13 protein-coding genes are annotated in these 14,326 nt (G+C 46.0%); 4 read left to right on the forward strand and 9 right to left on the reverse strand.

From position 1 onward, the window contains the following. Window positions 1-85 precede the first annotated feature (85 nt). Genes F8N00_RS09295 through F8N00_RS09305 form a run of 3 tightly spaced genes read left to right on the forward strand, consistent with a single transcriptional unit; the run spans window position 86 to window position 3,847 of the window. Complete coding sequence (locus F8N00_RS09295; protein ID WP_421018092.1) at window positions 86-1,576, forward strand: phytoene desaturase family protein; 1,491 nt, start codon at window positions 86-88, stop codon at window positions 1,574-1,576. Further along, the gene (locus F8N00_RS09300; RefSeq protein WP_023467395.1) at window positions 1,573-3,054 is read left to right on the forward strand and encodes a phytoene desaturase family protein; all 1,482 of its coding nucleotides are present in this window, start codon (window positions 1,573-1,575) and stop codon (window positions 3,052-3,054) included. The genes F8N00_RS09295 and F8N00_RS09300 overlap by 4 nt, the downstream gene beginning before the upstream one ends. Continuing rightward, window positions 3,014-3,847 (forward strand): phytoene/squalene synthase family protein, encoded by an 834-nt coding sequence (locus tag F8N00_RS09305; protein ID WP_421018093.1) that lies wholly within the window; start codon window positions 3,014-3,016, stop codon window positions 3,845-3,847. The genes F8N00_RS09300 and F8N00_RS09305 overlap by 41 nt, the downstream gene beginning before the upstream one ends. A 418-nt stretch (window positions 3,848-4,265) precedes the next feature. Here the strand turns inward: F8N00_RS09305 and F8N00_RS09310 are convergent, their stop codons facing one another. From F8N00_RS09310 to F8N00_RS09340, 7 genes are all read right to left on the reverse strand, one after another. Then, window positions 4,266-5,738, reverse strand: coding sequence for a phytoene desaturase family protein (locus F8N00_RS09310; protein ID WP_035398446.1), 1,473 nt, complete (start codon window positions 5,736-5,738; stop codon window positions 4,266-4,268). A 15-nt stretch (window positions 5,739-5,753) separates the two neighbouring features. Further along, window positions 5,754-6,830 carry a glycosyltransferase gene (locus F8N00_RS09315; RefSeq protein ID WP_055966981.1) on the reverse strand — a complete coding sequence of 359 codons (1,077 nt, stop codon included), beginning with the start codon at window positions 6,828-6,830 and terminating at the stop codon, window positions 5,754-5,756. Further along, a complete protein-coding gene (locus F8N00_RS09320; protein WP_023467399.1) occupies window positions 6,827-7,528 on the reverse strand; it encodes a lysophospholipid acyltransferase family protein in 702 nt (233 codons plus the stop codon). Before F8N00_RS09320 ends, F8N00_RS09315 begins: the two co-directional genes overlap by 4 nt. Next, window positions 7,497-8,252, reverse strand: coding sequence for a carotenoid biosynthesis protein (locus F8N00_RS09325; protein WP_023467400.1), 756 nt, complete (start codon window positions 8,250-8,252; stop codon window positions 7,497-7,499). Before F8N00_RS09325 ends, F8N00_RS09320 begins: the two co-directional genes overlap by 32 nt. A gap of 136 nt (window positions 8,253-8,388) precedes the next feature. Continuing rightward, entirely contained in the window at window positions 8,389-9,135 is a 747-nt protein-coding gene (gene pssA, locus F8N00_RS09330; RefSeq protein WP_174316042.1) for a CDP-diacylglycerol--serine O-phosphatidyltransferase, read from the reverse strand. Window positions 9,136-9,156: 21 nt separating this feature from the next. Beyond that, window positions 9,157-9,624: a Cys-tRNA(Pro) deacylase gene (gene ybaK, locus F8N00_RS09335; protein WP_214747456.1), complete on the reverse strand. Its 468-nt coding sequence runs from the start codon at window positions 9,622-9,624 to the stop codon at window positions 9,157-9,159. Beyond that, the gene (locus F8N00_RS09340) at window positions 9,584-10,966 is read right to left on the reverse strand and encodes an MATE family efflux transporter (RefSeq protein WP_055966974.1); all 1,383 of its coding nucleotides are present in this window, start codon (window positions 10,964-10,966) and stop codon (window positions 9,584-9,586) included. Before F8N00_RS09340 ends, ybaK begins: the two co-directional genes overlap by 41 nt. Before the next feature lie 193 nt (window positions 10,967-11,159). On the opposite strand from F8N00_RS09340, the gene F8N00_RS09345 reads away from it, so the two are divergent. Next, the gene (locus F8N00_RS09345) at window positions 11,160-11,933 is read left to right on the forward strand and encodes an enoyl-CoA hydratase/isomerase family protein (protein ID WP_035398437.1); all 774 of its coding nucleotides are present in this window, start codon (window positions 11,160-11,162) and stop codon (window positions 11,931-11,933) included. Window positions 11,934-11,990: 57 nt separating this feature from the next. On the opposite strand, the gene F8N00_RS09350 is transcribed toward F8N00_RS09345, so the two are convergent. Continuing rightward, a complete protein-coding gene (locus F8N00_RS09350; protein WP_421018094.1) occupies window positions 11,991-13,142 on the reverse strand; it encodes a cation:proton antiporter in 1,152 nt (383 codons plus the stop codon). Between the two features lie 141 nt (window positions 13,143-13,283). After that, window positions 13,284-14,326, reverse strand: a 1,043-nt coding sequence (locus F8N00_RS09355) for an alpha-amylase family glycosyl hydrolase (protein ID WP_421018095.1), incomplete at its 5' end; no start/stop codon positions are given.

Below are 14,326 nucleotides of genomic sequence, written 5' to 3' on the forward strand. Positions count from 1 at the left end.
GTTAGAAGACAGTTCAAATTTGTTGCTTTTACTATGTGCTTAGTATAATAGTTGAAACGATGAGAGATAAAAAGGAGAGATTTGGGTGAAGCGACGCGTAGCAGTGATTGGAGCAGGACCTGGGGGACTTGCATGTGCCTTGTTATTAGCAGGAAAAGGAGTAGACGTCACCGTTTACGAAAAACAAACGCAAGTCGGTGGACGAACTTCTGCCGTCAAGCTAGGTGACTATACGTTCGATCGAGGACCAACATTCCTTAATATGCCGCATATTTTAGAAAACGTTTTTCACGAAGCCGGTCTTCTGTTAGAAGATTATTTAGATTTAAAGGCACTTGATCCGATGTATACACTCTATTTCAAAGGAGGAACAGAGGAGTTTACGATGACGACGGATCGGGACCGGATGAAAGAGGCAATCGAACGGCAATTTCCTGGAAACGGGGAAGGGTACGATCGATTCATGGCAGAGCAAGCACTTAAGCTTGGAAAACTCATGCCAATCTTACAGACACGTCACGATCGGCTGACGGATTACTTATCACCGCGTGTCTTAACGGCACTTCCGCGCCTATCGCTCGGACGATCGCTTTATGATGTTTTATCCGACTACTTCACGAGCGAAGAATTGAAGTATTCTTTTACATTCCAAGCGAAATACTTAGGCATGTCAGCTTGGGAATGTCCGGGTGGTTTTTCGATCTTGTCTTACATGGAACATGCTTACGGTGTCCACCATCCGATTGGTGGGATGCATCAAGTACCGCTTGCAATGCAACGTGCGATCGAAGAGCTAGGCGGAACCGTACAGTTGGGTGCGGGCGTCGAACAATTGATCTTAAACGGAAAAGCTGTCGAAGGAGTCATCCTCGAGTCAGGTCAACATGAGTTATTCGATGAAGTCATCATCGGTGCCGATTTCGCACATGCGATGAATCATCTGGTGCCGGAAGGGGTTTTGAAAAAATGGTCCCGACCAAAAATTGACCGCAAAAAATTCTCGTGTTCGACGTTCATGTTATACCTTGGTGTCAACCGGACGTTCGATGCACCACACCATACGATTTACTTTGCAGAGGATTATGAAAAAAACGTTCGCGAGATGACGCAGACTTTAGAATTGTCGGATGACTTTTCATTCTATGTCCAAAATCCATCCGTGATTGATTCAACGCTAGCACCTGAAGGCAAGTCTGCTATGTATGTCCTAGTGCCGGTACCGAACAATTACTCGGAACTTGATTGGTCGATCGAAGGACCAAAGCTACGTCGCCGTGTTCTGGACGCTCTTGAAACGCGTTCACCATATCAAGGGATTGAAGCGGCAATCGAAGTCGAAGAGATGTTCACGCCAGACGACTGGGAAGCGATGGGGATCCATCAAGGCGCGACATTCAATCTCGGTCATCAGTTGACACAGATGATGTATTTCCGACCGCATAATCAATTTGAAGAGCTCGATCATCTGTATCTCGTCGGAGGTGGCACACATCCGGGTAGCGGGTTACCGACGATTTTCGAATCCGCGCGTATTACGGCAGAACTCGTGCTCAAAAAAGAAGGGGTGCGGACATGAAGATAGGATTCGTAGGAGCCGGTGTCGGTACACTGCATGCAGCGCTTTTGCTGACAGCAAGACATCCTGGAGTCGAGATTACGATTTTTGAAAAAGAAGCGCATGTCGGTGGTCGATTACGATCCGTCGATTTTGAATCGGGTGGCCGCATCGATGAAGGTCCGACGATCGTTCTGATGCCAGGCAAGTTAAAAGAGCAGTTGGCAGAAGCCGGAGTTACGGGAGTAGAACTTGAACGGGTCGATCCATTGTATGACCTTCACTTCGACGATGGTACGGTCGTTACGAAAGTAGCCGATGTCGTGGATCAAGCGATCGCGATCGAACGTCAATTCGGTGAAGGTCGTGGATTTTATGAATTCATGCATCAAAAAGAAAAGGATTATGAGACGAGTGTATCGAAATTTTTAGAACGTGGTTATCGTCGGAAGACGGAGTTGTTGCACCCAGACATGATGCGTCCATTATTACAGATGCATGCTCTAGAGACTGCACATGACCATTTGAAGCGATACTTCAAGAGTAAATATTTGCGCATGGCATACAGTTTTCCGACATTTTATATCGGCGGAAACCCTTATACAACACCATCGATTTACGGTTTGATTCCGTACCGGGAACAAGCAGAAGGTGTCTGGTATGTAAAAGGTGGCTATTTCTCGCTTGCTGAACGCATGTACGACACATTAGTCGAACGTGGTGTCCGATTCGTCTTCGAAGCACCCGTTGAACGAATCGTCATCGACCAAGGACAGGCGAAGGAAATCGTCTTACAAGATGGCACACAGGAAGCATTCGATCAAATCGTATTAAACGGAGAGTTTCCATTGATGGAACGTCTTGTAGAAGGTAAACAACCTAAGACCTATACGCCTTCAGGCGGTACGCTACTGCTGTATTTCAAGATGAAAGGGAAAGTCGATTTACCGGTGCATCGCTTTTTGATGCCAAACGACTTGGAACCGCTCATGACGAATATCTTTAAAAAAGGACGATTACCAGAACATCCGGCAGTCTATCTGTTCCATCCGAGTCGGATTGACCGTAGCTTAACAGGAACAGACGATAGTGTCGTCTACTCATTAATTCCTTCTCCGCGAGGCTATGGTGTAGAAGATTATGAAGAAGTAGACTTCATTGAGACTGTACTTGAAAAAATCGAGCATCATCATCCGGGATTCCGGGAAAAGATACAAGAAATGAAGATTCGTACACCGAATGATGCACAGGCCTTTGGATTATATCAGGGAGGTAGTTTTGGGATTGCGCCGACGATTCGCCAATCGGCTGCCTTAAAGACACAGGCAAAACCGTATCCGGATATCGATCGATTATATGCCGTCGGTGCATCGGTGCATCCGTGTGGAGGAGTACCAGTCGTCATGATGGGCGCAACGATACTCGTAAACCGAATGGAACAAGAGATGGGGTGGAAACATGAATTCAGTGACGATCCAGAACGCGTATATCAAATGTGAGGAAGTCATTCAGTCCGGATCTAAGACGTTCTATAAAGCCTTTTCACTCTTACCAAAAGCAGATCGACAAGCTGTTTATGCCATCTATACATTTTGCCGGTTCCTCGATGATACCGTCGATGAGTCGGATACGCCGAAAGAGAGTTTACTAGCTTTCTTGAATGAATTCAAACGATTCCGTGATGGCGAAGTATTAGATAAACCGTTATGGATTGCGTTGGCAGACGTATTTGGACGTTATGAAATGGATGAGACACCATTCCTTGAGCTCGCGGAAGGGATGCGTTGGGATATCGAGAAAAATCGTTATCAGACGCTTGAAGAGACAGAGCAATACAGCTACTACGTAGCGAGTACGGTCGGTTTGATGTTGTTGCCCATCCTTGCACCGCAACAGCCTGATCTCCGTAAGTCTGCTATCGATCTTGGAATCGCGATGCAATTAACGAATATTTTACGAGATGTTGGTGAAGATGCAAAACGCGGCCGCATCTACTTGCCCCATGCATGGATGGAGACATACGGTGTCACAGCGGAGTCATTACTCGCTGGTCGTCCTTCAGGAGACTTCATCGGTCTCTGGGAAGAGGTTGCACTTCGAGCAGAGCATCTGTATGACGCGGCGATTCCATCGTTTGAACGGTATCCACGAGAGAGTCGGCGTGCTCTAAAAGCTGCTGCCTTCCTGTACCGTGGTATACTCGATGCGGCGCGGGATAATCACTACGACGTCTTTACAAAACGGGCGTACGTCAGCCGTTGGCAAAAAATGAAGTTACTTGCAACGATTTAATACATGACCATAGAAAAAAGACCTTGGCGGGGACCAAGGTCTTTTTTCTATGGTCTGAGACCGGGGAGTCTCAGATTACTTCTACACCAGAGCGAACATCTGGACTACGAGATAGGTCTGTTTCGACCACGGGGATGGTCTTTTCTTTATCGAGCTATCTGTGGACCAAACGGATGAGACGATCTAAGGGGGAACGTCGTAAGTCATGCGAATGGACACACGATGAGTCAGATGAAATGGGTGGGTCCCATTTGATTTCGCTGGTTAGAAAAAGTAAGTTCTTCAACGCTCTTGACTCGGGGAAGTCACCTTGCGCTTGATTGAGGATGTGGGGTCAATCACTACCTCTTGAACTCGAAGTAATCGTATCAAATCTTAGTTGTCCGTACAAGTGATTGATATGCAATTCACATAACGTTCACAGGGTAGCGGCGACAGCGGAGACGATTCGTTCACTTGCTAGTTTTCCTGAAAGCGTCACCATTGGACTACCGCCACCAGGATGCGTTGATCCACCGGCAAAAAACAAATTGTGAACATTCTTTGAACGGTTGCTCGGACGGAGGAAAGACGACCGGATGCCATTGGATGACAAGCCATACAATGAGCCGTGATAGGCAAAGAAGGTTTGTTCGATATCCTGTGGCGTGACCCGTTGCTCGAAGACGACATCGGACGAAATATCAATTCCAAAGGACTGCAATCGTTGATTGATCAGTTGATCATACGTATCAAAATCAATCGCATGTCCAGTATCTGTTGCCGGTGCATTGACGAGCACGAATAAGTTGTCACCCGCTTGTCCCATTTCTGGTGCTGTGACGGAAGAATTCGAGATATAGATCGTCGGCTCCTCAGCGTAACGTTTTTCATCAAAGAGTGCCTTGAACTCAGCTTCGTAATCTGAAGAGAAGAAGACGTTATGATGAGCCAGCCCTTCGATCCGACGTGAGAGACCGATACATCGAACATAGGCAGAAATCGACGGTTCGACTTGAGCAGGTGTCGGATTTTTAAAATCAGGTCGTGCCGTTTCTGAGATCAGACGTGGATATTGTGTCAACAAATCACCGTTCATGACGACGAAGTCAACCGGTAGATATTCCAAGTGATTCAATTCAATTTCCGTTGCTTGTCCATCGACGACTTCGATCTGTGTCACTTCATCGCCAAGACGGAAGACGACACCTAGTTCTTTTGCACGTCGGGCGAACCCTTCTGCGATTGCTGTATTACCGCCATTTGTGAAGTAGACACCGTCATTTAGTTCTAAATGAGCGATTAAACTGAAGGTAGCGGGTGTTTGATACGGACTACTCCCGATATACGTCGCATAACGATCGAGTGCCTGAATCAACCCTTTATCCTTAAAGTAGTGCTTATGCAACCCATGAAGGTTTTGAAAGGGATGCACTTTCAACATGTCTCGCCAGAGGGAGGGGCGGATATACGAATCAATATTCGTAAAGAATTGTTGTTTTGCGATCGTATGCAACTTCGCCACTTCTTCTTGGTAACCTGTAATATCGTTCTTCGCCAACTGACCGTTCGTGAAACGATCTACTTCTGTCCGCATCGCTTCGCGTCCAGACGAGAATGTTAATGTTCTTCCGTCGGAAAAGTGATTGACCGTATGACGCTCAAGTTTCGTGAATGTAAAGTACTCATCGGGATCCGCACCGGATTCAAGAATGACAGACTGAAAAACTTCCGGCATCGTGATCGTGTTCGGACCAAAATCGAAGCGATGTCCTTCTGTGACGATCGGCATCATTTTGCCGCCGATATGTGTATTGCGCTCGATGACCGTGACGCGAAATCCTTTTGCTGCTAATGAGATAGCAGCGCTGAGTCCACCAAGACCGGCTCCGATGACAGCTATATGTTTCATGCTACTGATTCCTCCTTATGAATAGGTCCTACCCTTCCATGTGATTTCCCGTTTCCTAAAGCTTCGAATCATCGCACTTGCTAGCAAGATGACATAAAGGAATACCGCCAGTGGATGGAGCCACCAAACATGTCGGATTCGTGCCGCACGATCGATCCGGAATCGTGCTAAATAAAGAAGAATCAGTGCGAAACCCATCTGCCAGGATGGGTGGAGGATGAGATAAGGTAGGACACTTGCTTGAACCAAGTAAAAGAGTAGAAAGTATGATCCGACGATATAAGAATCGTTCATCCCACGAAAGACATTCTTTAGAAAACCTTGCCAGACTTCTTCGTTCGTGGCGTACATATCACAAGAGACTGCTGGGGCGACTTCGACGAGCGTCGTCGTCAACCCATGTCGTTTAAACGTACGACAAAGTTCTAAATCGTCAACGAGAGCCGATTGGATGCTTTCATGTCCACCGACTTGGTCATACGCGTGTCGTTCGACGAGAACGACCATGCCGTTGGCTGCAGCAAAAGCTGGATGCTTCACTTTGCGAAACGGAATCGGAAGATGTTGCGCGATAAGAACATGTTGCATTGGAATCAAACACTTTCCGAGAAACGTCGGTACAGGAAAGGACGGGAAACCGGAAAGGAAAACGGCTCGTTCTGTTCGTAACGTTCCGTATAAGCGACAAATCGCATCAGGTGTCAGTGTTACATCAGCATCGAGAAATAACAGATAGTCCTCTGTCGTTCGTTTCGCGAGTTGATGACATGCATGAACCTTTCCTGCCCAGCCTGCTGGTAAGGGAAGACCATCAATCACTGTAAAACGGTCGTCTTGACCAATCCGATCGAGCAATAACTCACGCGTCCGATCGGTCGAGCGGTCTTCATATAAGTAAACGTGCATCCCTGGTGTCAGAGCAGGTTCTAATGCGTCTAATAATTTTCGTACATTACGTTCCTCATTCCGTAACGGGATACAGATTGCTAGACTATCTGGTTGAACGGGATCCGTTAATCGTGGTAGAAAAGCTAAATTGATCCATGTATAGAGACAGACAGCTAGAGCGAAGAAGAGAAAGAACCAACTCATGAGCGGAGTGCCCGTAACCAGCGCTCCGTTCGTGCAGGAAGTGGTTCCCTTCGGGTAGAGATACAGCGATACAAATCAACACGTTCCGCAATTGCATCTGCTCGAATGTCGTCGTATAAATCAGTTAGTTCTGCTGTCAGTCGTTTTGCCTGAGCACTTGACCGTTCGTCAGGTAATGGATGAAAGCGACGCGTCCGGATATAGACGTCCGGTTGCTGCTCATGACCATATGAATAATAAAAGGCGACGAGAGACACGTGATCCGTATGACGCGTCAAATGTGTGGCACCACTTGCTAAGCGAAGCGGGCGGTCCTCTTGATGACGTTCTTCGCCTTGAGGAAACATCCAGACGCTGCTGCCATTTTGAAGTCGTTCTTTTGCATAATGAAGGCTTGTCTTGATATCAGCGAATGATGTCCGGTCAACAGAGAAAGCTCCGAGACGGGAGAAAAACGGGAAACGAGCAAGCCCTGCTTGATCAATCATGACATAGGGGTCGTGATGGAAACAGGTCTGATCCAAATGAAAAAGAATCATACCGTCCCACCAAGAACTGTGTGTAGCAAGCATGAGACCCGGGACAGGTAAATCGTCTGCTCGATATAAGACACGGTGGAAATGACGTCGGATCAAAGCATGATCGACATACGTATGAAATACGGATTCAGCTAATTTGCTTTTGTTTGCTTCTTTCAACGATAACCCCTCGTTTCACAATGAAATAGACGATGAATGCACTTAAGCTGACCAAAGTGACGCCATAGAGACCAGCAACTCCTGCTGTTACACCGAATAAAGTGTGCAACATCAAAAAGAGATACTGATTGTTTTGTTCGAGTGCGGCATCCGTCGCCTTGACTTGATATCGATTGATGAAAAAGGAAAAGACGAGCGCCGTTCCATACCACCCGAAGAAATTCTGTGTCGGAATATCGTAATACCAGCCACCGTCTTGCCAAAGCCAATACGATTTCACGTTAGCAGCAACAGGATCGATCGCTAAATCGAGCCAGACGGCAAACAATGGAACGAGAATCAATGTACTATAGCGAAACGAGAACAAACGGGAGAAAGCGAGACTCGCCCCCATGACCGATAGCCATGCAGCCCCGATCGTAATCGGCACACCTAATAATTGGACACCGAAATCCGACTCGTAACGATATGTTCCAAACGGCCAACCGGTATGGACCCCAATCGACTCAATGATGATCGAACCAAAGAAGATGAAGGGGATGACAAGACGTCCCTTCGGTAAGACATGCCAAAAATAGAGAGCTGCGTATAAGCCGGAAGCGAATAAAAAGACGGCATTGGCCCACTCGAGCCAAGGGGGAAGTAACGAAAAACCGACTAAGATCAAGCCGATGGTGAACCAAATCGAAAAGAAAATCCAAAGACGTTTATGAAACTGCTCCATGCGTGACATTCCTCCATTTCCAAAATAGCTTCTGTCATAAGTATACCCATATATCTTGAAAACGAGCGAGGGAGAAGCGGTCTTATAAAAAAAGTGGTCCGGCTTCTCGCAAGAGAAACCGAACCACTTCCTATCATCATCCGTTTGAATGTTGTTTTTGCTTCTTCTTTTTGATGAACGAGAAAAGGAGAAACGCGATATACAACGGAACAGCAACGAACCAAAACGTCGACCACTCATTGCTACGCGCAATCATGACATACGTCACGTACAGCAACGTAAAGGTGATGACGAACGTATGGCGCGGAACGGGAATGTCTTTAAAACTTGGAATCTTGACACGACTGACCATCAAGAAGGCAAGACCTGTAAAGACGAGTGGGACCATCAAGTCGTTCATTCGTCCGCTAAACAACGTGACGACGGCCAAAATACCACCTGCCGCTGTAATCGGTACACCTGAAAAATAAGCAGATGCCACATTCGTTGCCGATAAATTAAAACGAGCAAGACGAAATGCGCCAAACAACGGGAACAGAGCAGAGATTAGTAAACCAACTTCTCCGAATTCATAGAAATACGTATAGTAGGCCATCATTGCAGGTGCGACACCGAATGTCACGATATCTGCTAATGAGTCCAGTTCTTTTCCGAAGTCGCCTGCTACACCAAGCATCCGAGCAAGACGTCCATCCAGACTATCAAGCATCATCGCGATGACGATTAGTAAGGTGGCATTTTGAAAATCACCTTTTGCTGCCATGACGATGGCTAAAAAACCACAATACAGATTTCCGAACGTAAATAGGTTGGGTATTGAATTACGAACACGATCTTTCCACAAAATGATTCCTCCTGCCACTTCATCGATACTACTCATCATACCATAATTAGGAGATGGAATTCAGCCGTTCGTAAAGAGAATCCCCTGAGTGAAAGATAAAAAATCATGAGGATTCAACCGAACTTGATGTCCACGTTTTCCAGCGGATATGATGATGAATGGTTCATGGATAGCACGATCCGATAAGAGAACCTGAAAATTCTTCTTAGCACCGATTGCAGAGACACCGCCTCGAATATAGCCAGTCAGGTCTTCTAAGTCCTTCATCGGAACAAGCGCGACTTTTTTCGAATGCAATGCTTTGGCCGCTGCCTTTAGAGAGAGTTCTTCTTCCCCCGAAATGACGACGAAAACATATTTATTTTCGACCATTTTCAAAACAAGGGTTTTAAAAATGGTCGAAAGGGGGTAATTAATCTTTCTAGCGACGGCTTCAGCAGATAAATCATCAAGATCAACAGGATAAGTGAGGGATTCGAAGTCAATCTTAGACTGCTTCAGAAGCCTCTCGACGTTCGTTTTGCTCATGTGTTTCTCCTTTGACGAGTGAGTATTGGACCCATTTCCGTCCATGCCAACGCTTCATGGCGAAAATGCCACGGAACCATTCGTCAGCAGAGAAGGCAATCCAGATTCCAAGTAATCCAAGACCGAAACCAAGACCAAGCGTATAACTGAGGACGACCGCGATTCCCCACATCGATAGAATACCGATGGCGACAGGGAAACGAACATCTCCTGCCGATTTAAGAGTTCCCATGAGCACGATGTTCATCGCGCGACCTGGTTCAAGAATGACGCTTGCCCAGAGTAGTGGGATACCGATTGCAATGATTTCAGGACTCGATGTGAACACTGATAGAATCGATGAACCGAATGAAGCAAGAGCGACAGCTGAGATGAAGCTTGCGAAAACAGCAATCTTCAATGTTTTCACAGCACGTCCATATGCTTGTTCAAATTGTTGCGCACCAACTTGGCGTGCGACGAGTAACTGCGTTCCTTGAGCGATGGCAAGCGTGAATAGGAAACAAAGCATCGTGATGTTTGATACATAAACACGAGCAGACAACGCTGCTTCACCAATTGTTGCGATGAATCCTGTGATGATGAGTTGTGAGAATTGATACGAGATCCCTTCACCAGCAGATGGGATTCCGATGTTCATGATTCGTTTCACATCTTCACGATTAAAATGAATCAAGTCTTTTACTGTAAAACGTAAAGAAAGTTTGCGGTAAACGACAAAGAACAACACAAGGACAGCGATTGTCCGGGCGACGACAATCGACCAAGCGACACCAGCAACACCGAGAACGGGAATACCGAAGAGTCCAAGAACAGCGATGACGTTACCAAAAGCACTAACGAAATTCATGAGTAGCGTGACGTACATAGCATTTTTAGTGAATCCATGACTCCGGAGAATCGCACCCAGTGTCAATGAGATGGCTTCTAAGAAAAGGAATAGACCAACGATTTTAATGAACGTTTCGCCATAGACGAGCGTCTCTCCTTCTAACGAGAAAAATCCAAGAAGTTGTCTTCCGAACAACACGACGGTCAGAGAAACGATGAGACCGGTATACAAGTTAATCGCAAAAGCAGAACGAGCCGTTTGACGAGCATTTTGCGTCTTTCTTGCACCGAGGTACTGACCAATGATGATCGTTGCACCGACCGAGGTGATGTTAAAGAGAATAATGAAGATATTCAAAATTTGATTGGATACACCGACTGCTGCAGCAGCGCTATCCGAGTAATAACTTAAAATCAACGTTGCAATGATCCCGAGGCTCATATGCAATGCAATCTCAATGAATAATGGCCACGTAATGTGGAATAAGCTTGGTTGCTTGACTGTTTTCATAAATAAATCCCCTTTGTTTCATAAAACGAATAGTGTTTCTTTATCTTTTTGAAACTATACGCCTTCGATTTTCATAATGAAAGAGGGTTTTTTGTCTTTCATCGAAAAAAAAGAGATTTAAAAGGATTTTCATAAAATATCACGAATACATCATAATGAACAATCATTCATTTTTTAAAGGTAGGGGAATCCGATGAAACGAGAAATGCATTATGTCGTCAAGGATCAAATCGCAACGCTAACGCTAGCTCGACCCAAACAACTGAATGCATTAACGTCGAATTTACTAGAAGAGTTGGCAGACGCTCTAGAAGAAGCGAATCAGGATGAGGAAGTACGTGTCATCGTCTTGACTGGTGAAGGACGTGGTTTTTGTGCAGGACAAGATTTGAAAACCGTCTCGCCTGAGCTCGATCATGGTGAATATCTACAACAGTATTATCATCCTGTCGTTCGGGCACTCGCTAAATCGAAAAAACCGACGATCGCTGCCATCAATGGTGTAGCGGCAGGTGCCGGTTTATCATTGACGCTGGCCTGCGATTTCCGGCTCGTCCACGCTGAAGCGAAATTATCGCTCGGATTCATCAATATCGGTCTTGTCCCGGATGCAGGAGCGCCGTATTTCTTACCCCGGCTAATCGGTGCGGCAAAAGCAACGGAGCTTGCGTTACTCGGTGACACGATTTCAGCAGAAGAAGCCGTTTCGCTCAATCTAGCAACACGAAGTATCGAATCAGAGAAATTTGTAGAAGAGGTCACAGCGTTTGCTCGTCAGCTGGCAGATCGTCCGACAAAAGTGATCGGGTACATCAAGCAGCTGCAAGCAGCGAGTTATGAAAATAACTTGGAGGAAATGCTTGCTCAAGAAATCATCTATCAGTCACGTGCTGGAAAAACGGAAGACCATCGCCATGCTGTTGAATCCTTCATCGAAAAAAAACGCCCTGTTTTTGTCGGACGATGAATCGAGCATACTTTATAGAAGAAAGACGTCGGAAACGCAAGATGCGCCGACGTCTTTTTAATTCAATTTCTTTTTGATTTTTCGTGCGGTCGCATGTGTACGGTTCGTCAATCCTGTAGAGATACGGAATAGTAGAATTCCAAGAAAAGCAGAAACAAAAATGTATATCCCGGTCAACGTCACGAATGCACCACTAGCGAGCGTGATGAAAAGTATCGAAAATTCACCACGTGGACCCAGACAAAAGCCAGATTCGATCGCATGATAATTCGATAAACCAAAGGACCTTCCGCCGAGGTAACCGACTAAAAATTTAGAGACGACTCCCCAAATGACAAGAGCGAAGAAAAATAGATCAATCGGTAATCCGTCAGTCAACTCGAATGACATTCCGAACGTGATAAAGAACAATGGTAATAATAAGTCTTGGAACGGAGTGACTAGTCGTCTAAGATAACGCGTCTCATCCAGTTCGGTTAACAGAATACCGATGATGAAGGCGCCAAGTACTTCTGACAATCCGAATAAGATACCGATACCGGAAAATAACAAGATTAACCCGATGATTCCGATGCCGGCATCAGGATGACGGTAGAGTGAATCGACGAGACGTTTCCGTCTTCGGATGAATAACGTCATGATGATTAAAGCAATGAATAAGAAGGCGAACCCGAGAAAGATGATGCTGATTTTTGCTACCGAGAACGTCTCAGTCCCTAAAACGAACGGGGCCGTCGTCAGTAGGATTGGTGCCATCAAATCTTCGAAGACGAGTAAGGACAGCACGAAGCGATTCACATCCTGATGTTTATCCGGTTCCCGATCGAGCAGCCGAGCAGAAATCGAAGAACTCGTCGCATATAAGACACAGCCAATCAAAAACGATTCGGCGACTGAAAAGGCAAACGATAGGGTCAACAGGATAGTCCCACCAAACGAAAGTAGAATATCGATGACTCCTGCTTTCCAAATGGAACGGAGCTGAATCAGCAAGTCCGCCACTGAAAATTTTAGACCAAGTAAAAAGAACAGGACGATGATGCCCGCTTCTCCTCCGAGTTTCAGCTCTTCGGGAGGGTCATAATAAAATCCAAGGACGATTCCGATCAAGATGAAGGCCAGAATACTCGGAACATGGAATCGTTCACTCAAATAACTGATCGTAAATAAGCCGATGAGGATGAGACCGGCGTAAAAGAAAATTTCCATGGAGGATGTCCTCCTTTCTGTACCCTATACCCTAATTCGCTGGCATTCATTAACTCGTTTCTCTCCTGGAGAACGGATACAGAAAAAAGCCTGGACACAAAACTTCTTTTTCAGAAGGTGAGTGTACAGGCTTTTAAATGGTTATAAGACTTGAACGATCGTTCCAGAATACGCAGGGAGAGAGACATCAAGCGTCTGCTGGTGCGTGTTCGTCAATAAATCAAGCCCCCGACCAGCTTGTGGAGCGGTCAACGAAACGGGAGCATCTGAATTGTTGAAGTAGATATAATATAATCCTTCCGGGCTCATGCGACGCATGATGATTGTATTCGTCTCATCATTCGCGTGAACGAAAGAGATATGTCCTTTGTTCGCAAGCGTCTTATGTTGCTTTCGAAGCTGTAGCAAGTGTCGTGTATAGGCGAATAACTCCTGATCCTGCTCCTCTGGATCCCACGGCATACATTTTCGGCAGCCTGGATCTTGATCGCCATCGAGACCGATCTCATCACCATAATAGATGACGGGACTACCCGAGAACGTCAACATCGATAACAAGAGAAGACGAAGCTTCTGTTTGTTATTCCCAGCACGTGTCAACGCACGCGGTGTATCGTGTGATCCGATTAGATTGAAGGTCACTTCATTGACATTCATCGTGTTTGAGAACAACACATGCGACATATCGTTCGCATACGAGCTTGCTTTAGTCTTATCTAAGGCAAAGAAGTTCAAAGCGGCATTCGTAAATGGATAGTTCATGACGGCGTCAAACTGGTCACCGAGCAACCATTCCTGTGAGTCATGCCAAATTTCACCAAGGATATACGTGTCAGGGTTGACTTCCTTGACGACTTGACGGAAATCACGCCAAAATGCGTGATCGACCTCGTTGGCGACGTCGAGTCGCCAGCCATCGATTCCGAATTCTTCGACCCAGTAGCGGGCGACATGGAGTAAGTATGACTTTACTTCATCGTTCTCGGTATTGAATTTTGGCATCTCAGGTACAAAAGCAAATGTATCGTAGTTCGGTAGCGGCTCGGTCACGAGTGGGAAATCGCGCAGATGGAACCATTCTTTATAGGTGGAACGACTACCATGTTCACGAATATCAGCGAATGCTTTGTGGTGGAAGCCGGCATGATTGAAAACGGCATCTAGCATGATACGAATGCCATGTG

The organism is Exiguobacterium sp. A1_3_1, assembly GCF_048985645.1.
Taxonomy (GTDB): domain Bacteria; phylum Bacillota; class Bacilli; order Exiguobacteriales; family Exiguobacteriaceae; genus Exiguobacterium_A; species Exiguobacterium_A indicum.

Bases quoted from the DNA above. Each gene is read 5' to 3' on its own strand.
- F8N00_RS09300 (WP_023467395.1), top strand. From the start codon at position 1,573: ATGAAGATAGGATTCGTAGGAGCCGGTGTCGGTACACTGCATGCAGCG.
- F8N00_RS09305 (WP_421018093.1), top strand. From the start codon at position 3,014: ATGAATTCAGTGACGATCCAGAACGCGTATATCAAATGTGAGGAAGTC.
- F8N00_RS09310 (WP_035398446.1), bottom strand. From the start codon at position 5,738: ATGAAACATATAGCTGTCATCGGAGCCGGTCTTGGTGGACTCAGCGCT.
- F8N00_RS09315 (WP_055966981.1), bottom strand. From the start codon at position 6,830: ATGAGTTGGTTCTTTCTCTTCTTCGCTCTAGCTGTCTGTCTCTATACA.
- F8N00_RS09325 (WP_023467400.1), bottom strand. From the start codon at position 8,252: ATGGAGCAGTTTCATAAACGTCTTTGGATTTTCTTTTCGATTTGGTTC.
- pssA (WP_174316042.1), bottom strand. From the start codon at position 9,135: ATGATGAGTAGTATCGATGAAGTGGCAGGAGGAATCATTTTGTGGAAA.
- ybaK (WP_214747456.1), bottom strand. From the start codon at position 9,624: ATGAGCAAAACGAACGTCGAGAGGCTTCTGAAGCAGTCTAAGATTGAC.
- F8N00_RS09340 (WP_055966974.1), bottom strand. From the start codon at position 10,966: ATGAAAACAGTCAAGCAACCAAGCTTATTCCACATTACGTGGCCATTA.
- F8N00_RS09345 (WP_035398437.1), top strand. From the start codon at position 11,160: ATGAAACGAGAAATGCATTATGTCGTCAAGGATCAAATCGCAACGCTA.
- F8N00_RS09350 (WP_421018094.1), bottom strand. From the start codon at position 13,142: ATGGAAATTTTCTTTTACGCCGGTCTCATCCTCATCGGCTTATTTACG.